Consider the following 23,067-nt stretch of genomic DNA (forward strand, 5'->3'; position numbering starts at 1 on the left):
CAAACCACTAACATTATGAACAGTAAAAAAGCAAGTTCAGTTTCTTCATGGATTTTATCGGTTTCCTTATTGGCAATAAGCTGCGCAGACAAGGAAATGGATGAGTTGGGGGGTGCAGAACATTTAACGTTCGCTGCGGCCGATACCCTCACCACAAGTATTTCCCTCGATTGGGGCCAGACCTATCAGCAAATCGACGGGTTCGGGGCCTTCGGAGGGAGGATCACCCCTTTTTTCGAATCGCCGAAACGCGATAGCATCATGGAATACCTGTGGGGGCAGACCGGCCTGAAGCTAAATATGCTCCGGGGAAAGGTGCTGCATACCTACCCGTTTGACCAGGAAAGTAGAACAGTAACCATCAAACCGGCTAATGTAAGTATAGATGTAGATACAAACGGCGATGTTTACCAGGGGCTTTCAGATGAAGAAAAAGAACACCTGGGCCAGGTATGGATATTGAAAAAAGCCAGGGAAAGGTACAATGTCCCTGTGGTGTTTGCCAGTACCTGGACCCCGCCGTTATACATGAAAAAGGATCCGACGAATATAAGTGCAACAAATTTTAACGGGCTTGATTACAGCACTTCATCAACAGCATTTGCACGTTATGTAGCCGGGTTTGCAAAAGCATTTAAGGAAGAAGGCATTGAGTTTTACGGGATTTCACCGAGCAACGAACCCGAAAATGTGTTCTCCTCCTGGGATGCCTCTTACTGGACACCCAGGCACCTGGGGGAATTTATCTCCAATAACCTCAGGCCGGCCCTGAATGAAGAAGGGCTTCAGGATATGAAGATCATCTCATCAGAAAATGCCGCATGGGGTACAGCCAACACATTTTTGTCCACCATGGATAAAAGCAATGTAGATATTCTGGCAGGACACGGATATGTAGAGATAGGCGATATCATACTGGGAAAACGGGGACTGAACCAAAACCCTTCGATATGGACCTACGCTACGGGTAATAAACCGGTTTGGGTCACCGAAGCATCCGATGATAGCGGTGTTTACGACAATACGATGACCGGCGGAATAAAGCTGGCGACAAACATGCATAAACTCCTTGCCGAATGTAATGTAAATGCCTATGTATACTGGTTGGGGATGCTGGCCATAAGAAACAATGAATCACTGATCTGTACCAATAGCGATGGTACACTGGATTTCCCCAGGACCTACGATGTGATGGGGCATTATTCCAGGGATATCACAGATAGCTATTACAGGTTTAAGGCCTCTGTCGATCAGGGTAGCGGGTTGATGGTCTCTGCATACAAAGAACCCGGCACCGGGAAATTTACCGTGGTGGTGATCAATTCGGGAGATAACGCAGTAAATGCTGCTTTTGACCTGTCAGGTTTTGAAGCCGGGGAGCTTAACAGTTACCAGACTACAGATCACAGCGCAGGGCACTGGAATGAAGAAGCTCCAATGACTACGGATGAAACAGGAAAAATGTCGGCCTTATTTCCTCCCCAAAGTATAACAACATTAACAGGGACAAAACAATAAAACCTCCATGTTTTAAATACTGCTACCAATAATAGATTTATTCTGTGGTTCTCTGTGAAACCTCTGTGTACCTCTGTGTGCCTCTGTGAAATAGACTATGACACAAAGTTGCACAGAGGTACACAGAGTTTCACAAAGATTTTATAAATGCCATGATCAATCCGGACGGTTGCCAAAACATTCAGTCTGGAAGTGACAGGCTCATCACAATTCTTATATCATTAGATTGGGCTGCGACTAAAGAGCGGTGCGTCGTCTTGAGCCCGTCAGGTCGAGTGCTGTGACGCAGGAGCAGTGTGTTGCCCTGAGTACAACCGAAGGGTATCGAGACCCCCGATCTGTTGAATTTGATATAAACCGGAAGTTGATAATGCCGGGATCCCGGAAAAATCACTATCTTCGCCCATTGTTATGTGTTCGTACACATTTTCATGATATTGATTTAACAGATAAAAAAGGGAAATGAAAATAAAATATGTTGTTGCGCATTGCGCCGTGGCCCTGTTTGTTTTTTTAGGCACTATCCCCACTCATGCCATAGCCCGGGAATATTCCGTAACACAGAAGGCAGACAGACCGGCCGGTCAAAACCAGGAGATCGTTGGTATAAAAAAGATCAATGCCACCACGGTAGAAATTACGTTCTCCGACCGGCACAAAATGCTTTTTGATTTTTACGGAGACCATATTTTCAGGCTTTTTCAGGACAATTCCGGAAAAGGAATGCGGAGCCCTGAAGCCAAACCGGAAGCCGAAATTCTGGTCGGCAACCCCAGAAAGGATATCGCTAAACTCAGTATATCGGAGGATGACCGTACGGCATCTATAATAACGGATAAAATACAGGTCTCCCTGGACAAGAAGACTTCGCTTTTTAAGGTCACAGATCTGCGGACAGGGAATGTGGTTGTTGAAGAACTGGAACCAATTACCTTCGATAAAAAAAAGGTCAGCCTGTCTTTAAAGGAAAACCCGGACGAATATTTTTACGGGGGAGGGGTGCAGAACGGCAGGTTTTCCCACAAGGGAAAAAGCATAGCTATCGAAAACCAGAATAGCTGGACGGACGGGGGAGTCGCTTCTCCCACACCTTTCTATTGGTCGTCCAACGGTTACGGTTTAATGTGGTATACCTTTAAAAAAGGGAAATACGATTTCGGAGCCCGGGAAAAAGGCAGGGTAGAGCTGTACCATGAAACAGATTATCTCGATGTGTTCTTTATGGTTAATGACGGGGTTACAAATCTGCTTAATGACTTCTATCAGTTGACGGGCAACCCGGTCTTACTGCCCAAATTCGGGCTTTACGAAGGTCACCTGAATGCCTATAACCGTGATTACTGGAAAGAAGATGAAAAAGGCATTCTCTTTGAAGATGGCAAACATTATAAAGAAAGCCAGAAAGACAGTAGCGGGACCAGGGAATCCCTGAACGGCGAAAAAGACAACTACCAGTTTTCGGCCCGCGCAGTGATCGACCGTTATAAAAGTAACGACATGCCCCTGGGATGGCTCCTGCCCAATGATGGTTATGGCGCCGGCTACGGACAGACCGAAACGCTGGACGGAAATATCCAGAACCTCAAAGAACTGGGAGACTATGCCCGTAAAAATGGTGTTGAAATAGGGTTGTGGACGCAATCTGACCTGCATCCCAAAGAAGGAATAAGTGCCCTCTTACAGAGAGATATCGTCAAGGAAGTCCGCGATGCCGGTGTAAGGGTACTCAAAACCGATGTGGCATGGGTAGGTGCAGGTTACTCTTTCGGGCTTAACGGGGTTGCCGATGTAGGGCAGATCATGCCCGAATACGGTAATAATGCCAGGCCGTTTATCATTTCCCTGGACGGTTGGGCCGGGACACAGCGTTATGCCGGTATATGGTCGGGAGACCAGACCGGGGGCGTTTGGGAATACATACGCTTCCACATTCCTACATACATAGGTTCGGGCCTGTCCGGGCAACCCAATATCACCTCCGATATGGATGGGATCTTCGGAGGTAAGAACCCGGTGGTGAACACCAGGGATTTTCAATGGAAAACCTTTACCCCCATGCAGCTCAACATGGATGGCTGGGGAGCCAATGAAAAATATCCCCACGCCCTGGGAGAACCCGCAACTTCGATCAACAGGAACTATCTGAAACTAAAATCCCAACTTGTTCCCTACACTTACAGTATAGCCAAAGAAGCGGTAAACGGCCTGCCGATGATACGGGCCATGTTTCTGGAAGAGAAAAATCCTTATACACAGGGGATATCAACCCAGTATCAGTTTATGTTCGGCCCCGGTTTCCTGGTGGCTCCCATATATCAGGAAACAAAAGCAGACGACGAGGGAAATGATATCCGGAACGGCATCTATCTGCCAGAAGGCCTGTGGGTCGATTACTTTACAGGCGAAGAATACAAAGGAGGGCAGATCATCAACAGTTTCTCCAGCCCGCTTTGGAAACTTCCCGTTTTTGTAAAAAGAGGAGCCATTATCCCTATGGCCAATGCCAATAATAATGTTTCGGAGATCGATAAAAACCTGCGTATATATGATGTGTATCCCTCGGGAAATTCTTCGTTTACCGAATATGACGATGACGGACTAACCGAAGCCTATAAAAAAGGTAGCGGGGCCTATACCAGGATCGAATCCCGGGTCGATCAGAAAAACAACCTTAGCCTTACCGTTCATCCCACAGAAGGAATGTACGATGGGCTGGTCAAAGAAAAGATCACCGAATTCCGGATCAATGTTACCGAAAAACCTAAAAAAATATCGGCCCGCATTGCCCGAAAGAAAGTAAAATTGCAGGAAGTCCATACCAGGGATGAATTCCGGGATAAAACAAATGTGTATTTCTATGATGAACAACCGGACTTCAACAGGTTCTCAACCAAGGGAAGCCCGTTTGAAAATGTTTTCGTGATTAAAAATCCCCGGCTTCTTGTAAAGATCGGGAAAACAGATGTGACAACCGGTAATATTGCATTGCAGGTCAAGGGCTTTAAATTTAAACCGGAGGACAGACAAAAAGTAACTTCCGGGCCTCTCACCACGCCGCAAAATGCACAGGTCAACGAAGAAAATATCGAAGCCTACACCTTGAGGCCCACCTGGGACAAGGTGAATAATGCCGATTATTACGAGATCGATTTTAACGATATGCGTTATACGACCATCAAAGAAACCTCATATCTCTTTGAAGGCCTGGAAGCCGAGACCGACTATGCCTTTAAGCTTCGGGCTGTGAATAAAGACGGGGTTTCCGAATGGACCGGATTTAAGTCCAGAACGAAGTCGAATCCGCTGGAATTTGCCATCCGGGGGATCGTCGGAGAGACCAGCGTAAAAAACCAGGGCGGTTATGAGATCGCTAAACTCTTCGATTTTGACGAAGGAAATATGTGGCATACCGTATGGGGAGAAAAATCCGTACCCTTTGAAATAATCATGGACCTGAAGTCGTTCAACCAGCTCGACAAATTCCAGTACCTGCCGAGAAAAGGAAAAGGCAATGGTATTTTATTGAAAGGAAAAGTGTACTACGGTAACGACAAACAAAACTGGACGCATGCCGGTGATTTTGAATGGGAGCGCGATGACAAAAACATCGGGGAATTCAGTTTTAAGGCACATCCCACCGCACGCTATATCAAAATTTCAGTGACCGAAGGTGTTGGAGGATATGGTTCCGGACGGGAACTCTATGTTTTTAAGGTCCCCGGAACGGAAAGCTATTTGCCGGGCGATATTAATAATGACGGGCTCATAGACAGCAACGACCTGACCTCCTACACCAACTATACAGGACTTCGAACAGGTGATGCCGATTTCGAAGGCTACGTAAGCAACGGTGATGTAAATAAGAACGGGCTCATCGATGCCTATGATATTTCCGTGGTAGCTACTCAATTAAAAGGAGGAGTGGATCATACTGAAATTGAAAAAGTGGCCGGAAAACTTAAGATCAGTACACCTAAACAACATTACAATAAAAATGAAATTGTAGAGATCACCGTGAAAGGCTCGGACCTCAGGTCAGTCAATGCGCTGAGCTTTGCATTGCCATACGACACCAAAGATTATGAGTTTCTGGGAGTAGAATCCTTGGATACGGGACATATGGAGAATTTAACGAACAACAGGTTACACACCAATGGAGTGCAGGCCCTGTATCCTACCTTTATTCATATAGGTCAGCAAAAACCTCTTGAAGACAGTGCGGATCTGTTTATGATCAAATTCAGGGCAAAACATAAACTCAAATTTGACTTAACTCCCAAAGATGGTATTTTAGTAGATAAAAACCTGGATACTGTTACTTTCGATTGAGTTGTAATATATTCGGACTCCCAGCTGCTATTCCGGAAATAGAGAACAATGTAACTGAATGGAACGGAGCAAGTCGATGATCTTGTGTGTATTTATTTCATATCCTTCCACCCGGAGAATATGATCACAGTCCTCCAGGTCAAAATGTATGCTTATGCCCGGAAAATGATGGGACAACAACCGGATGCAGGTCTCTGCTGTAACCAGGTCGGTGACATTGGTCTTAAAGATTTCCACTGTGGGTTGAAGGGTTTGTTCCTTTTCCATGTCTTCAGTTCCGTTTGAGTTCAACAGGGTACTATCTGTTACCGCTGTTTGTTAGTTCAATAAACTCACTATAAATTTTAAAGTTTCTGTGCCTGTACAATACAGTACTCCCGGGTGATATGCTCCCCGGAGTTACTTTTTACATGCTCTTTGGCCGTTATGGACTTTTGGACTTTGAATCCCGTATCTTCCAGTAGCCGATGGAGCTCGTGCGGCGTATACAAACAGAATCCTTTACCGGCAAATGGTAGTTTTTCCATAGATTTTTTAGTAACTATGCCCATACACAACCTTCCCTGATCGAGGAGGACCCTGTGTATTTCGCGGAGTTGCTGCCGGGGATTTGTCCAGAAATACAGGGTGTTGACCGTAAAAACGCCGTCGAAGGAGCGCGGGTCAAAGGGAATATAAAGCCCGTCGGTCTTCTGGAAAACAATGTCGTTTTTTTCCATAAGGGCCGCATTGTTCGTCATGGCCTGCATAACCATCAGCTCGGAGATGTCTATGCCCGAATACGATATCAGGGAATGTTTCCTGAAAAGTTCGTGAAGGTGCCGGGCATTGCCAAAACCGATCTCAAGAATATCGTCGCATGGCCGGATCTCCAGGAGTTCTATCGTTTTCAGGATCATATCCCTGTTGGTGTCGAACATGTTGTTGGCAATGCCGATACCCTTTGTGCCTTTCGGGCATTTCAACTGCTCGGCCAATTCATTATGGTCTGTGGACGTTTGCATTAAATAATTTAGATTTATTCTAAATAAGTATCTTTGTACAAAGATGTGCATTATATTTGTCGGGGAATTATAATAGACGGAGTTTTTTTTATACTAAACGGATTCTTATAAGGCATATCACCTTCACCGGGTTTTCCGGTCCGTAGTGTGTTGTGATAAAATTTGTTGAACCTAATGAATATCAGATAAATACAGAAGTATGAAATTCAGATTACGGTCAGATGATTTACAGGAGGTTATTTACCAGCGGGAGTTTCCCGAGGATTTTGTCACAACCGGATCTATCGAAGAAGCGCGTTTTGAGTTGAATTTCGGGGATTGTATGCAGGGGCACTGGGTGGAACAGTGGTTTGACGGGATCCATATTTTATATGGTTTGGTCCATATCATAAGAAATTTAAGGTTAAAGGCAGAAAGTGAAACCCCGGTTATAGAAATGCATTTTGCGCTCTCGGGGCATACCGAGGTGAAATTTAACAACAGTTTACAGTATTTCGAATTCAATTCGGGAGAACACAACCTGTTTTACACACCTTATTTCGATGGTTATTTAGACGGTTTTGAGCAGAAGTCAAGCTGTAAGATATTAGAGATTCATTTAACAACCGATTATTTTAAAAGGCTTGCCCAGGGCAGGTCCGGCGTGCTCGACAGGCTTTTAGACGGTATGGAAAAACAAAGGCAGACCTTCATCGGGGAGCGGAACAGGTTTATTACAGCCGAAATGTACCGGGTGATCCACGAGATATTACAATGTGAAAAAACCGGTGTTTTTAAACGTCTTTTTCTGGAATCGAAAGTGCTGGAACTCCTCACCCTTCAGATTGAGCAATACCAGGAAAGCCCCATAATGGAGTTGCAAAAAGAGGATGTGGAAAAGCTGCATGACCTCAAATCGTTTCTGCAAGAGCATTACAGCGAGGCGTTTTCCCTCGACCAGTTGTCCAGAAAGGCAGGCCTGAATGAATTCAAGCTAAAAAAAGGGTTCAGGACGGTTTTCGGGACAACGGTTTTCCGGTATTTGAGAGACCTGCGCCTCGAAGAAGCAAAACTCCTGCTTTTATCGGGAAAAAAGACCATCCCGGAAATAGCAGATTTCTGCGGCTATCAGAACCCTCAGTATTTTACAACGGCATTCAAAAAGAAATACGGGATAACCCCGGGAAAGTATAAGCATTAGACGTATTTCTGCTGTTGATCTCAACATCCCCCCCTTCCGAAGGTCACAACCCGGCATTCCCCAAAATATAATTTTGTAATCCCGTGAAAATTATTACCTTCGCCACGTAACATGTGTTCGTGCACATATCCTTGGTTCATAAAAAACCTTAGAATTTAAGGCTTTTTTGCGGGTCATTGGAAGAAATTTAAACAGGTTCAAAATGTTTGAGCAGGTTTAATATGTGTAAGAATAATTCTACTAACAACTAACAAACTCAATTTATGAAAAGAGAACTTTTTGGGAAAGTGTGTACGATCCCGCGAAGTACATCCTGTATGTTGCTTTTGTGCTGTATGTTAATGACATCCGTACACGCATTCGGGATCTCTCCGGAAGGAGACAGGGAAACAAAGGAAAAAGGGTTGAAAGCCTTTTTGTCCGTAACAGGAACGATCACTTCAGAAGACGGTATGCCCCTCGCCGGGGCAAGTGTCATGGAAAAAGGGACGACCAATGGTGTCGTAGCCGATTTCGACGGTAATTTTTCCATAGAAGTAAGCAGTGATGATGCGGTATTGGTCGTATCTTATATGGGATTTGTATCGACGGAAGTTGAAGTCAACGGCCGTTCCGAGATCAATATTACCCTGAAAGAGGATGTGGCCAACCTGGAAGAAGTGGTCGTAGTAGGGTATAGCGCCCAGAAAAGGGAGAGCCTCACCGGGGCTTTACAGACCGTTAAAGGCGATGACCTGAGGAATGTGACCACACCTTCGGTTGAAAATATGCTGAACGGAAAAGCTCCCGGGGTATTTGTGGCCCCGGGATCGGGAAAACCCGGTGCGAGAGGCGGGGTTGTTATCCGCGGGCAGGCTACCTTAAGCGGGACCACAAGCCCGTTGTGGGTCATTGACGGTGTCATCGTAGGTTCGGGAGCAGGCGACCTGAACCCGGACGATATCGAATCCATGACCATCCTGAAAGACGCAGCTTCGACAGCCATCTACGGATCCCAGGGAGCCAATGGAGTGATTGTAGTAACGACAAAGCGGGCCAAAACAGGGAAAACCTCGATAAATGTTTCCTCTAAAGTAGGTTTTAGTCAGCTTAATAACGGGAACCTGGAAATGATGAACGGGGCTGAACTGTATGACTATTACGCTTCGTTTGCCAATGCCGGCGAAATATCATTTCCACGCTGGAATCCCGAACTGCGCAACAGCAACTTCGACTGGTGGGATCTGGCCACAAAAAGCGGTTTTACCCAGAATTATAATGTCTCCATCCAGGGAGGGACCGAAACACTCCGGTCTTTTATGTCCGTTGGCTATTACGACGAGGAAGGGGCTGTAAAAGGGTATGACTATAATCGTTATAACTTTCGTTTTAAAACCGAGTATAAGCCTTTTGAATGGTTAACCGTAAAGCCCTCGCTGGTAGGTTCGCTCCGCAAAGTGGAAGACCGGCAGTATTCTACAACGGCCATGTACTCCAACCTGCCGTGGGACAGCCCTTACGACGAAGAAGGGAACCTGGTACCTCACCGTTACAGTGGCTGGGTGAACAGTGCCAGTACCAATTACCTGTACGACCTGCAGTGGAATCATTCCGAGAACAGGAATTATGAGTTTATGGGGAATATGGATTTCGATATCAGGCTGACCGACTGGCTGACCTTTTCTTCGGTCAACAACTATCGCTATATTAACTTTAAGGAAACGGGTTATGTCGATCCCCGGTCCAATGAAGGGGAGAGTGTGATCGGGCGTTTGAAAGACAAGCGCACGGAGTATACACGCCGGTATACCAACCAGATACTGCGATTTAACAAAACCTGGGACAAGCACGATGTCAACGGCTTGTTAGCTTATGAATTTAACGATTACCGACGGGATATCCTCGATGTTTACGGTACCGGGTTTATCCCCGGTTTTGAAGTGCTGGATGTTGTAGCTAAACCAGAACGAACTAAAGGCAGCAGAGATGAATGGGCTGTACAGTCGTTTCTTTTCAATGCGAATTATGCATATGACAATAAATACCTGGCCCAGGTCTCTTTCCGTAGGGACGGAGCATCCAATTTTGGAGACAATGCCAAATACGGTAATTTCTTTTCGGTCAGCGGAGGATGGAATATCAACCGCGAAGATTGGTTTAAAGCGGATTGGGTAGATGCCCTGAAACTCCGGGCTTCTTATGGTTCCGTAGGGAACAGGCCGAGTGCCCTGTATCCGCAATACGACCTCTATTATGCACGTAACCAGGAGAGTTATAACGAAACTCCGGGAGCACTGATTGGCCAAAAAGGAAATAAGGACCTGACCTGGGAAAAAACATATACTGCCGGTATTGGGGTAGATGCCAGGTTCTTTAATAACCGTGCAAGGCTTACATTTGATTATTATGTGAAAAATACGGATAATATTCTTTACAAGGTCCCGGTTAGCGGGGTGACGGGTATTACCAGTATCTGGCGAAATATAGGGGAGATGAAGAACAAGGGGATCGAGCTTACCGTTGGCGGCGATATTATCCGCAACGAAGACCTGACCTGGAGCCTGGACGTAAATATGGGGCATAACGTCAATGAACTGACCAAACTCTATAAAACAAAAGATGCCAGTGGTAATTATGTGGTCAAGCCGATCATCGATGACGATGGTCTGGGTATTGCCGGTTCTGCACAACGGCTGCTGGAGCCCGGCCACCCGGCAGACACCTATTACCTGAAAGAATGGGCCGGTGTAAACCCGGAAAACGGGTTGCCCATGTGGTATAAAGTTGAAAGGGACGCAGACGGGAACGAACTGTCGCGCACCACCACTTCAAACTACGCCGAAGCCACATTTGAAAAAACCGGGAAAGTTTCGCCCGATCTTTTCGGGGGGATTTCCACCGCATTAACTTATAAACGGTTCGACATGAGTGCGGTATTCGGATATTCGATCGGCGGTAAGATCTACAACTATTCCCGCCAGGAATACGATTCTGACGGAACCTATACGGACCGTAACCAGATGAAACTTCAGTCAGGCTGGAGCCGTTGGGAAAAACCGGGCGATCATGCCACGCACCCTGTGGCAAGGTATAATAACCAGGACAAGGGTAATGCCACCTCTACGCGTTACCTGGAAAAGAGCGACTTCTTTAAAATGCGTTCGATTACCCTGGGATACAATTTTGACCTAAGCCAGTATAAGATCGATAATTTACGTGTATTCTTTACCGGGGAAAACCTGTTTACCATCACCGATTACTCGGGAGTTGATCCGGAGATCCCTGTTAAGGAAGAAGATGATGGGACCCTTACCGTCCTGGGATCGACTAGCCCCTCTGTGTATCCTGCCACCCGTAGATTTATGCTTGGACTTAATGTGACATTTTAAACCGAAAAACAATGAAAAAGATATTTATAGCCATACTGGCCATAACAGCGTTCTCGGCCTGTGATATAGACCGGGACCCCTATGGAGCCCTGGATGCAGAGAATGTAGTTAATGATCCCGATGCCAATCTCGAATCTTTGATCAACGGGATGTATGCCCAGTTAAAAGTCTGGTCCGACCCCATGCACCGACTGGGAGAATATGCAGGTGATAATATGATGATCCGCGGTTCGTCTACGGATGCCTTTTACGAATTTATATCCTATTCCCGTACGCCGAACAACTATCGGTTGACCCAGTTTTGGGACTACGGGTATAAGGCCATTGCCCAGGCGTCCAATATTATCAATATGTTCGAAGAGGGACGGGATGCGGAGTTCGATAATAAACTGGGAGAATGTTATTATGTTCGGGGTATGATGTACTTCTACCTGTGCCGCGCATTCGGACGTCCGTATTATCAGAACCCGGAAACAAACCTGGGCGTGCCGATCGTCAATGGTACTCCGGATGATGTCATCAACCTGGAACTTCCCGACCGCGCAACGGTTAAGGAAACCTACGAGCAGGCCATCGGCGACCTGAAGAAGGCCGAAGAACTGCTCACCCTGGACAAAGGGCATATTTTTGCTTCAAAAGAAGCGGCCCAGGCTATGCTGTCGCGCATTTATCTTTATATGAGCGGCACCTATGAAGCGCCTAACACAGAATTTGCACAACTGTCTGTAGAATATGCAGACAAGGTGATCAATTCCGGAAAGTATTCATTGCTGCCAAGAGAGCAGTTTATGAAATACAATACTTTTGTTCCGGAAAACAATGCAGAGACCATATTTGCCGTAAAACGCGTAGCTTCGGAATTTTCGGGCTTTGACCATTACTATGGTGTTGGCGGTATGTATGCCAACATCGGCGGTATGGGCTGGGGAGAAATGTACGCCAGCGCCAAATATATCGACCTGCTGAACGAGACCGGCCGTAACGACTGGCGCCCGGACAGCTATAATATGGTAGACGCACGTGCCGCTTTTATCGAACCTACCTATGAGCAGAATGCGGACACCGGAGAATATACCGAAGTGTTCCGTTTTGTGAAGCAGGATGGCGAGAATGTCCTAAACTATGTACAGGCACAGACCAGCCGTAGCGGGGGCACAATAACATGCAAGGATGGGGACGATAGCTATACACTCACTCCGGTCGATGCTGAACAGGAGATCTATTCTATCCAGTATAAAGACGGGAATACATATACAGGTGTCATAGACAACTACATTGCACTGAATCGTGTATATCCGCAGTTCTACATTACAAAAGCATCGCGTGAAGGAGAGGAATCCCACCTGCATTCCCCGGTGATCAGCCGGTTGGGTGAAATTTACCTGAACCGTGCCGAAGCCTATGCCAAACTCGGAAATTACAGCGCGGCACTGGCCGATCTCAACACCATCAGAACGCGTTCTATCGTAGACGGGGCATACAGCGGCCTGGATGCTTCCAACGCAAGTGAGCGGATCGACAAGGAACGTCAACTGGAACTCGCCTACCAGGCAGAGCGCAGTTTTGACGTATTCCGTAACGGAGTAGCATTGACCCGTCACTATCCGGGGCCTCACAAACAATTTGAGGATATTCCGGCTACCGACTTCCGTGTCATATACTATATTCCCCAGGATGCCATTAACTCTTATCCGGGTACACTGACACAAAACCCGACGCAATAATGGACGGGTAAGTAGCCGAACGATTTTAAATGCAAAAACGGGACTGTCTTTTAAAAGTACTTTTTCCGTCACCCTGAACTTGTTTCAGGGTCCCATAACACTGATCGGACAAGTGGAATGAGATGCTGAAACAATCAGCATGACGGGTACAGACTTTTGAGACAGTCCCGTTTTTTTGTTTCTAAAAAAGTATTTTATTCGTTGCTGTACGGAATGGTAAAGCATGATAACCCTGCGTTCAATTCACCACTCCCAACCCTGCCGGAGCATATTGGCCAGCAGGTCTGTATAATTCCATCCTGCTTTTCGCGCAGCCAGGGCGGTAAGGCTGTCCTGGTCTTTCCGGTGAGGGCGGGAAGCCCCGGTCATATTGGGTTTCAGGTTGAGGTCAAACAGATGGTATTTTCCCCTGCTGTCACTTCTGCAGTCTATACGTATGGGAGCCCTGGCATCAACCAGGGACGCAGCTTTTTCACAATGCAGGTATAACTCCCGTATGGCATCCGAAAGCAGTTCACTGTCTTCTAGTACAGCACTATTCCTGATCACGGCCACGGTACCATTGTACGGAGCGATCCCGTTTTGGTGATGGAGCCTTTTAACTGCCGGCAGGCACCAGTGATCTGAAAACTCTTTTTCCGCTTCCGGGAATTTATATTTTCCGGGAGGCATTACTGTAATAGTGACTTCCTGTCCCGGCAGGTATTCTTCCGCATATACCGTGTTGCCAAACTTCCCCGAATCGAAAATATCGGCCAGTCTCCCTGTCAGTTCCTTGTTGTTGTGCACAACCGTTACACCCTCACTTCCCCTCCCTCGCAGGGGTTTAAGGACAACGGGGAAAGAAATACGGGAAGAAACTTCCGTGTGGTTCTTTTCCGATATCAGGACAGCCGGGGGGATGGGGAGAGCGTTATTTTTTAGCAAGCGGTTGGTCACCCACTTATCGTCATACAGATCCGTAGTGTCCGGAACCTGGCCTATGATCTTGATGTCTTGGTCTCTGAACCGGCTTACAGGATGGGTTGCATAAAGGACCGTATTGAGCCACAATTTCCGCGCCCCTCGGTGGAGTGCCGAAGTAATGCCGGAGATCGTATCCGGGAAAACCCAATCGGTGTCTTTGTAGATGTCCGGCTGGTTTACCGGGGTTATTACGGGTATTCCGGCCAGAGCAAGCGTATATGCAATATCGGCACCACTGTCTGCATAGCCCCCGGGTTTTACAGGCTTTCTGACCCCGTTTTTGGAGGGGGGAGCAGCCGCCTGGTATAAGATGGCAACCGGTTCAGGATGGTCTTTGATGTTTTCTGGCTCCATGGAACGATGTTGTGGTCAGGAGTTTAAAAATACAAATAATCGCCCGCGGGATAAACTAAAAGGGAAGATAAAATCATCCGGCGGTTTGTTCGGGGATAAATTTATCGTACTATTTATGGCGTAAGAAATTGCTTGAATATTTAGGTTTCTAATCTGTATACTAAGGTATTCCGGGCAATAATATTTTTACAATTTTTTTGTATGAAAACTTTTTATCTTGCTGATTTTTAGGATTATATTAATAAATAGAAATAAATTGTATTGTTTTATTATTAACTATTTTATTGATTTATCATTAATGTTTTTACATTTAAATTGCTTATAATTGCATTTGTATGTCGATATGTGTCGTCTGTGACAAAAACCATGTCGTTCGTATAAAATTTTTTTAAGGAAAATTTAATAATCCTACTTTAAAACTTTTGCCTGACCTAATGTTACTTCATAAAGAGAAAGATGTTTTTTATGTCTTACTTTTTTTGAGGAAATAACTTATGCGTTTCAGCAAAATGAGTATGACAGGAATACCTTTTCGTCAAACCAATAAACATAAACAGAAGTATTAATATTTATGGGGCCTTGTCATATTTTTTGAAACTGATTTTACGTGTAAGTAGCACACTATCAACAACTAACAAACTTTGATTTATGAGAAGAAAACTATTTTTAAAGATTCGTATGACAAGGCAAAATACGTCCTGTATTTTGCTTTTTTGTTGCATGCTGGTGACATCTGTGCATGCATTCGGGATACCCCCGGAAGGAGTGAAGGAAAAAAGGGCCACAGCATTTTTATCCGTGACCGGGACCATAACTGATGGAAATGGTGCTCCCCTGGTGGGGGCAAGCGTTATGGAAAAAGGCACAAGCAATGGCGTGGTAGCCGATTTTGATGGTAATTATGCCATAGAGGTAAGCGGCCCTGATGCGGTCCTGGTAGTGTCTTATGTGGGTTTTAAAACCGTGGAGGTGCCCGTGGACGGAAGAGAAGTGATCAACGTTACGCTCCAGGAAGACCTGGCCCAGCTGGAGGAAGTGGTGGTTGTAGGTTACGGTACACAGCGTAAAAAGGATCTTACAGGGGCAGTGGCCGTAGTGGATGTAAATGAGTTGAAACAACAGCCCGCCGCCAGCCCTGTCGAAGGCTTACAGGGAAAAGCCACCGGTGTACAGATCATTAACAACGGGGCACCGGGAGCCACTCCGCAGATACGTATCCGGGGATTCAGTACCATTAATAATAACGATCCGCTGTATATCATTGACGGGATGCCCTATGAAGGAAAGCTGAGCTGGTTGAGCTCCAATGACATTGAAAGCATGCAGGTGCTGAAGGACGCTTCTGCGGCATCCATTTACGGTGCCCGTGCCAATAACGGTGTGGTTATTGTCACCACCCGCAAAGGGGTAAAGGGAAAACCCCGTATTACATTTGACACCTATTACGGAACACAGGTGCCGAACCGGGGCCGTTTCCCCGATTTCCTGAACCCGCAACAGTATGGAGAGTATGTGTACCGGCAATACATAAATGCAGGAGGTGAACCAGGTCCGGGTAATCCTGGTACCACCGGCACCAATTATGGATCAGACCCGACCCGGCCAACCCTGCCCGAATACCTGCTGGCCGGTACAAAAACAGGGCACGATATCACTGCAGCAGATGCCGACCCCTCGAACTACCGTTATGTGATGGACCCGGAACAGTACTATACCATTGTCAAGGCCAACCAGGCCGGGACCAACTGGTTTGAAGAGATCACGCGTAGTGCGCCCATACGAAACCACCAGTTGAGCATACTCGGCGGCGGGGAGAATGCTACCTATGCGTTCAGTGCAAGTGCCTTCAAACAGGATGGTACTTTCCATCATACCGGGTTTGAACGGTATACCGTTCGCAGCAACAGCCAGTTTACCTTTCTCGACGACCGGCTGACGATCGGGGAAAATATGCAGTATTCCGCGACCAAAGGAGTTGGATTTGGTGTTAATGAGAATAGGTCTGGTGACTACCAGGCCGAAGATTCACCCATCGGCTGGGCGTATCGTATACAGACTATCGTACCGGTGTATGATATCAATGGCAATTTTGCCGGTACCAAGGGCGATAAAATGGGCAACGCCGATAACCCGCTGGCGGTATTGTACCGCGCCAAGGACAATGTCAGCAAAAGCAACCAGTTTTTCGGGAGCACTTATGCGGATCTCGAACTGCTCGAAGGCCTCAACTTCCGGACTACCTTCGGTATACGCTATGAGAGCTTCAACGGCAGGACCATCGGGTATCCCAACCCGGAACGTTCAGAGGGAAGTTACACAAACAATACCCTGGAAGAGTACCAGGGGTACAACAGGGAATGGACATGGTCTAATACCGCTACGTACAAAACCACGTTCAACGACATACACAATCTCACAGTACTTGCAGGGACCGAAGCCGTGGAGTATAATTTCCGGCAGTTGATCGGTAACGGGAATGATTTCTTTATATCCGGCGATCTCGATTATTATTACCTCGGCACAGCGGCCAACACCTCGGCCAACAGTGTGGGGGCCAAAAGTGCCCTGTTCTCTGTTTTTGGCCGGGTGGATTATTCATTCGACGACCGGTATTTGTTTTCGGCTACCGTACGGCGCGACGGGTCTTCCAACTTTGGCCCGGATAACAGGTACGGTACTTTCCCCGCAGCCAGCCTTGCCTGGCGATTGTCCAACGAGAAGTTTATGGAGCCGGTTTCCTGGCTGGACGACCTGAAATTCAGGGCGGGCTACGGGGTTACCGGTAACCAGCGTATCCCCACTTTCCAGTACCTGAGGCAGTATGCTTCCCGGATTAACCAATCCTTCTATCCCATTGGCGGGGGCAATGACCTCGTCAGCGGATTGTGGACCAGTAATTACGACAACCAGGACGTGAAGTGGGAAGAACTGAAGTCGATAAACCTGGGGCTCGATTTCACCCTGTTCGACAATAGGATAGACGGCTCGATCGAGTGGTTCGACCGGCGCACCGACGGGGTACTATATCCCGTTCCACAGCCCGCCGCCGCCGTGGGTACAGGTGATTCACCCTTTGTCAACACCGGAAAGATCAAGAATGCAGGTGTTGAGGTCGGGGTTAACTATCACTTTAACCCGTATGCGGGCGAAGGCGATTTCCGGTTTGATGTGGGGGCGTTTTTCTCCAAGTATAACAACGATGTCATTGAGCTGGCACCGACCGTTACCGAACAGCCCTATCTGACGCTACGGGGTGTAACAACCTCGGTATTGAAGGCCGGGGCACCATTCGGGGCCTTCTATGGATATCAGGTGGATGGTATTTTCCAGAGCAAGGAGGATATTTCCAACACCCCTTCGTATGAAAATGCCCGGGTGGGAGGCTTTAAGTTTGCCGATATTAACGGGGATGGAGCGATCGATGGAGATGATCGTACGGTTATAGGCAACCCGCACCCCGATTTTATTTATTCCCTTAGCCTGAATGCTGAGTACAAACGCTTTGATATCAGTATGTTCTTTAACGGGTCTCAGGGCAATGACATTTTTCAGCTGACCCGCCAATATACCGATCTCTTTGCATTTCCGGGTGCGGTGAGCACCCGTACGCTGAACGCGTGGAGCCCGGAAAACCCGAACAGTACAATACCTTCGGCTTATGCCGATGCACCGACTTTTGAGCGCCAGTCCTCCAGTTACTATGTGCAGGATGGCAGTTTTTTCCGGATGAAGAACCTGCAGATAGGGTATACTGTGCCCGTGGAGAAGGTTTTTCAGGGGCATGTGTCCAAACTCAGGGTCTATGCCAGTGCAACCAACCTGTTCACCATTACCGATTACACCGGGATGGATCCGGAGGTAAGCCAGTATTCATCCACGTTTTCGGCTCCCGGAGTGGATATGGGGGTTTATCCGGTACCGCGCCAATACCTGCTGGGATTCAGTGTTACCTTTTAGGATATGAGGCATGAGATTTGAGAATGTTTTAACAAATATAAATTTTTCAACAATGAACATACGATATATAATAGTTGTGGCAACTGCACTGCTGCTGGGGAGTTGTGGCTCGGATTTCCTGGATCAGAAACCGCAGGGAAAACTGATAGACGAACAGCTGAACAACACGAAGGCCGTGGAATGGCTGCTTACAGGAGCCTACGGCCTGATGAACGGCAACCGTGACGGCACCTGGGGCAACTATGCGGCTGCCCCGAGCCAGTGGCTTTTCGGGGATGTGGCCGGGGGAGATGCCCATAAGGGAAGTGAAGCCGGAGACCAGGCTACGATGTTTGAAATCGAACAACATACATCCATTCCGGTGAATGAACACCTGTCTGTGATGTGGAACAATTACTACGAAGGCATTAACAGGTGCAATACCACACTGCGCCTGCTGAAGGTGGTACAGGAAACCGGGGAGGAGACCTTTACGGACGAACGGGCCACTGAGATCGAAGCGGAAGCGAGGATGCTGAGGGGGCATTATTATTTTTTCCTCTGGCGGGTATTTAAGAATATCCCTTATGTCGACGAAACCGTCTCTACTGCCGAGGCAGCCCAAACGCCAAACAATGTAGATGTATTACCGTTTATTGAAGCGGATTTCCGGTTTGCTGCAGATCAGCTCACCAATACCCCGCCGATGGGAGATGAAGGCCGGGTAGATGGTATTGCAGCAAAAGCATACCTGGGTAAGTTGTACCTGTATCAGCAGAAATATGCGGAGGCACTGGATTTATTTAAAGCGGTTATAGCCGACAGGCCGGACCTGGAGACCTTGCCATTCCTGGACAATTTCAATGTCAATACCGAAAACGGCCCGGAGGACATTTTTTCAGCCCAGCACGCCATCAACCCGGATGGTGGTGGTGACAACGCCAATGTGGGCGATATGCTGTCAGGGCTGTATGGCTCGGCACCGGCAAATTGCTGCGGCTTTTTCAACCCTTCCTTTGACCTGGTCAATGCATTCCGGGTGACGGCAGAAGGACTGCCCATGCTGGATGGTGCCTTCCGTAACGATCCTTATTTGTCGGATTTCGGCTTAACTGGTGACGCCCAGGAAAATTACCAGGTAGATCAATCCCTTGCTGTAGACCCCAGGTTGGATTATACTGTAGGGCGCAGGGGCGTACCATACCACGACTGGGGCATCATGCCGGGCAATGACTGGTTGCGCGACCCTGCTTTCCACGGGCCTTTCGTGGCCCATAAACGCATGATCGACGAAGCGGATTTTGCCGGGAATACGCAGTCCGGAGGGGTCAATTATGTGACCGCACTGAATGTTAGTATTATACGGTTGGCGGATGTATACCTGATGGCAGCGGAATGTGCGGCAGAAACGGGCGATCTGCCCTATGCAATGAACATGGTCAATGCGGTACGGAAACGGGCGGATAACCTCCCGCGTAAAAAAATTGATGGTAACGATGCAGCCGCGTATAGTGTACAACCCTATCCCGCATCGGCATTTGGTTCGAAGGACAATGCCCTGAAGGCCATCCGGTTCGAGCGCAGGCTGGAACTGGCACTTGAAGGACACCGCTTTTTCGACCTGGTACGATGGGGGATCGCCAAGGAGGAACTGGAAAGTTATTCTGCATTTGAGGGAAGTATAATCAATGTATATGGTGGGCTCTCCTTTTCGGAAAAAAATAGTGTTTTTCCGATTCCGCAGGATCAGATAGACCGTAGCGGTGGAAATCTGCAGCAAAATCCCGGGTATTAGATGTTGCTATATACAGATTTGTATTGATACAAACACCCTCCCGGTCTTTTCGGGAGGGTGTTTTCTTTTGATAAGAGGGGGGTGGTGTAGATCGGTTGCCCTTACGGGCCTTCCTTTTCAGTAAAAGGCATGTCAGGGTTGCATATTTCCGAGATCAGCCGGTGAAGCTGTTCTGAAAAGTATTGAAAGGTCTCTTCCGTGATGGCGTTGTCCTTATCGTGCCTGGATTCCCCTTTTTTCGCGAATTTCAGGAATCCTTTCTGCAGGTTCTTAAAAGAGATGATCGCAGCTTCTGCGGGTAGGGTGTAGGGACTGTTCCTGGTGAGCATATAAGAGTAGCAAAGCAGCTGAAAGGCCTTGCTGTATTTGTAATCGGCGATGAGGTCTTCCCATTGGGCCAGTTCTACATCGCCCTGTTCCACTTTTCCGGTTTTGTAGTCGATAAAACAGAGGGTGCCGTTGATCTCTTCCACGCGGTCTACTTTTCCCTTCAGGTATACGGGATAGGGGATTCCGGGAACTTCCACCTTTACTTTCAGGTTGCTTTCTATTTCCACTATTTTTATGGAATTTCCCTCCCGGATACGTTTTTCCTCGGTTTTAAGGAAATTTTTCAGGTACTGTTTGGCTACTTCATAGCTGAGCAGGTTCTTTCCCCGGCTAAAGTCTCCTCCGCGATATACCTGCCCGAATTTGAGGTTTACGATGTCGTTTGCTCTGTTTTGCATATCCTCGATGTGTGCCAGGGTAAGGACCTTTCCCGTGAGGGGTTTGTAGAGGTCCTCCAGGGTATCGTGAATGATGGTGCCGAGGGTATTGGCAGCAATGGTTTCCTCCACCTCATATTCATCCCTGATGTGGAGTATGGTCTGATGATAAAAGGCCAGCGGGTCCCGGATGTAGTTGGTGAGCGAAGTGGGGGAAAAACCGGCCTGGGCCAGTTCCCGGATGGCTTCCATGAGTGCAGGGGTTTTCTTTACGGGTGAGGGAGGCCCGGGAAGATTTTCCGCCCTGGGCGCGGCGATCCGTTCGCGGATATGGTGGTTTTCCTGCCGAAAGGTGGTCAACTGTTGTATAAAGCGGCTCTTTTCCCCGCCGTCAAATGTTCCGGAATCGGTATTGTACAGCAGGTAGACGTTTTTGGCCCTTTGCAACAGGCGATAGAAGTGGTAGGCATATATGGCGTCTTTTTCCTTGTAGGTAGGCAGGCCGTAAGCCACTTTTATATCGAAGGGAATAAAGGAATTGCCCGATTTTCCCGATGGCAGGTCGCCTTCGTTTACCGAAGTGATGATCACGGTCTCGTAATCGAGGTTACGGCTTTCCAGCACTCCCATAACCTGGAGGCCTTCCAGCGGTTCACCCTGAAAATCCACGGTCTCCTGGAGCAGCAGCTCCCGGTATATCCCGGTGAGTGCATGTATGGATATAACGTGGTATTTTTCATTAAAAAAACGGATTTGGTTAAAGATCTCGTAAAACCGGTAAAGGTATTCCAGGAATACCTGGTTGCCCTTGCCGGAATAGATGTCTTTCATCCTAAGGGTCAGATCAGTACATTTTTTTATAATGTCGTTTACCGTGCAGGTATCTTTGGAAAAGAAGAGAAGTTCGGTGACAGAGTTCCCGTTTTTAGTGTCGGAAATCATATGCTCAAAGGCCTTCTCCAGGTGTTCCCGGGTAATAAAAACAATGTTGTTGTCCTGTATGGTCCGGATAAAAGCAGAGGCCAGGTCACGTCCGTTATGTGTTAGCAGTGTTTTGGAGACCGGGTGGGAGACCAGGTTCAGCACATGCTGATAATACCATTTCCCTGAGGTTTCATTTTCCAAAAGCTGAAAAAAGGCGTGGAACCACGATGCCATGGGGGTATACGCCAGGGGAAACCCTCCGGTAATGTTTACGTCAGGGATATCATCGGGGATGGCGTTGAGTATGGGGTTCAACAGTTCTTCATTGCCCAGGACCACCGCGGCCTGTGCTATACTGCCGTTGCTTTTCAGGGAAGACAGTATGGAGTGAACATACATGGCTTGCCCGGTCTTTCCGGGGACCCCGATGATCTCTATGTTTTTCGGGGCCGAGAAATGGGTGTTGATGTTTTTAAATGGGTTGTCCCTGTAATGTTTCCAGGCCTTCCTGTATCGCCGCATAAAGAGGCCTGCATCGTGTTCGGGGTCGTCCATGAACACCTTGTCGGTATCCCAGTACACTTCCGCGCCGGCAGCCAGGAATTCCTGTATCATTGCAGACTCTGCATTGTTTAGTGCATTAAACCCTATAAAAACATGTTTTCTGCCTTCTTTATGGCTGAGATAGTGCTCTATGTTTTTGATGGCTTCCCTGTATATGAGCCCCTGGTACCCGCATTGGGCCGACAACAGTTCTGCTTTTAACAGGTGATAGTAGCGGTCCAGGGTTTTCCAGAATTGAATGTATTGTTCCTGTAAGGGAGTTTTCTTTTCTGAAAGATACCAGTGGTCCAGTTCCTTTATCGAGGACAGGTGCGAAAAGATACGGTCGGGAGGGATGAGGTAACGGTCGATCTCGTTAAAATCCTGCAGCATCATCTGTGCCCATTTGGAAAAACTGTAAAAATCTTCCTGCTGTTCGCGTGGCGTGGCCTTCTGATAGGCACCATAAAATTCAAACAGGAGCTGAATATTAGGAATAAGCCGAAGGCCGGACAGTTCCTGTACAAACTCTTCCACACTGTAAACCTGCGGGGCAAAGGCAGTTTGTGTCATACGGCGGCGAATCTCCCTTTTCAGGAATACCCCTGCTCTCTTTCCGGGAAGGACAAAGATAATGTCGCTTATATTTCCGTGTTCGGAAAGGATATTTTCAACAACTTCGGAGAGAAAGGTTTTCACTGTAATTTATATGTTGAATT

11 protein-coding genes are annotated in these 23,067 nt (G+C 47.4%); 7 read left to right on the top strand and 4 right to left on the bottom strand.

Going from position 1 to position 23,067, the window contains the following annotated elements:
* The first annotated feature begins 15 nt into the window (after window positions 1–15).
* On the top strand, window positions 16–1,518 hold the full coding sequence (locus tag KN811_RS13200; RefSeq protein WP_187963612.1) for a glycoside hydrolase: 1,503 nt from the start codon (window positions 16–18) through the stop codon (window positions 1,516–1,518).
* 462 nt (window positions 1,519–1,980) lie between these two features.
* Window positions 1,981–5,847: a TIM-barrel domain-containing protein gene (locus KN811_RS13205; protein ID WP_187963613.1), complete on the top strand. Its 3,867-nt coding sequence runs from the start codon at window positions 1,981–1,983 to the stop codon at window positions 5,845–5,847.
* A 27-nt stretch (window positions 5,848–5,874) separates the two neighbouring features.
* Here the strand turns inward: KN811_RS13205 and KN811_RS13210 are convergent, their stop codons facing one another.
* Together KN811_RS13210 and KN811_RS13215 are read right to left on the bottom strand one after the other, a co-directional pair.
* Window positions 5,875–6,114, bottom strand: coding sequence for a hypothetical protein (locus KN811_RS13210; RefSeq protein ID WP_187963614.1), 240 nt, complete (start codon window positions 6,112–6,114; stop codon window positions 5,875–5,877).
* A 77-nt stretch (window positions 6,115–6,191) separates the two neighbouring features.
* On the bottom strand, window positions 6,192–6,851 hold the full coding sequence (locus tag KN811_RS13215; RefSeq protein WP_187963615.1) for a class I SAM-dependent methyltransferase: 660 nt from the start codon (window positions 6,849–6,851) through the stop codon (window positions 6,192–6,194).
* A 199-nt stretch (window positions 6,852–7,050) separates the two neighbouring features.
* Between KN811_RS13215 and KN811_RS13220 the strand changes: the two genes are divergently transcribed.
* The 3 genes from KN811_RS13220 to KN811_RS13230 all read left to right on the top strand — a co-directional run bounded on the left by KN811_RS13220 (window position 7,051) and on the right by KN811_RS13230 (window position 13,123).
* Window positions 7,051–8,031 carry a helix-turn-helix transcriptional regulator gene (locus tag KN811_RS13220; protein ID WP_187963616.1) on the top strand — a complete coding sequence of 327 codons (981 nt, stop codon included), beginning with the start codon at window positions 7,051–7,053 and terminating at the stop codon, window positions 8,029–8,031.
* Window positions 8,032–8,294: 263 nt separating this feature from the next.
* Window positions 8,295–11,399: a SusC/RagA family TonB-linked outer membrane protein gene (locus KN811_RS13225; RefSeq protein ID WP_187963617.1), complete on the top strand. Its 3,105-nt coding sequence runs from the start codon at window positions 8,295–8,297 to the stop codon at window positions 11,397–11,399.
* An 11-nt stretch (window positions 11,400–11,410) separates the two neighbouring features.
* Window positions 11,411–13,123, top strand: a complete 1,713-nt coding sequence (locus KN811_RS13230) for a RagB/SusD family nutrient uptake outer membrane protein (protein WP_187963618.1) — start codon at window positions 11,411–11,413, stop codon at window positions 13,121–13,123.
* Window positions 13,124–13,366: 243 nt separating this feature from the next.
* Here the strand turns inward: KN811_RS13230 and KN811_RS13235 are convergent, their stop codons facing one another.
* Window positions 13,367–14,443 carry an ATP-grasp domain-containing protein gene (locus KN811_RS13235; RefSeq protein ID WP_187963619.1) on the bottom strand — a complete coding sequence of 359 codons (1,077 nt, stop codon included), beginning with the start codon at window positions 14,441–14,443 and terminating at the stop codon, window positions 13,367–13,369.
* Window positions 14,444–15,091: 648 nt separating this feature from the next.
* On the opposite strand from KN811_RS13235, the gene KN811_RS13240 reads away from it, so the two are divergent.
* Window positions 15,092–18,400, top strand: a complete 3,309-nt coding sequence (locus tag KN811_RS13240; RefSeq protein WP_216334852.1) for a SusC/RagA family TonB-linked outer membrane protein — start codon at window positions 15,092–15,094, stop codon at window positions 18,398–18,400.
* 52 nt (window positions 18,401–18,452) lie between these two features.
* On the top strand, window positions 18,453–20,174 hold the full coding sequence (locus KN811_RS13245) for a RagB/SusD family nutrient uptake outer membrane protein (RefSeq protein WP_187963620.1): 1,722 nt from the start codon (window positions 18,453–18,455) through the stop codon (window positions 20,172–20,174).
* A 101-nt stretch (window positions 20,175–20,275) separates the two neighbouring features.
* On the opposite strand, the gene KN811_RS22025 is transcribed toward KN811_RS13245, so the two are convergent.
* The gene (locus tag KN811_RS22025) at window positions 20,276–23,047 is read right to left on the bottom strand and encodes a PD-(D/E)XK nuclease family protein (protein WP_187963621.1); all 2,772 of its coding nucleotides are present in this window, start codon (window positions 23,045–23,047) and stop codon (window positions 20,276–20,278) included.
* Between the last annotated feature and the right edge of the window lie 20 nt (window positions 23,048–23,067).

Origin of the sequence: Sinomicrobium weinanense (genome assembly GCF_018863395.1) — a bacterium.
GTDB classification, from domain to species: Bacteria; Bacteroidota; Bacteroidia; order Flavobacteriales; family Flavobacteriaceae; genus Sinomicrobium; species Sinomicrobium weinanense.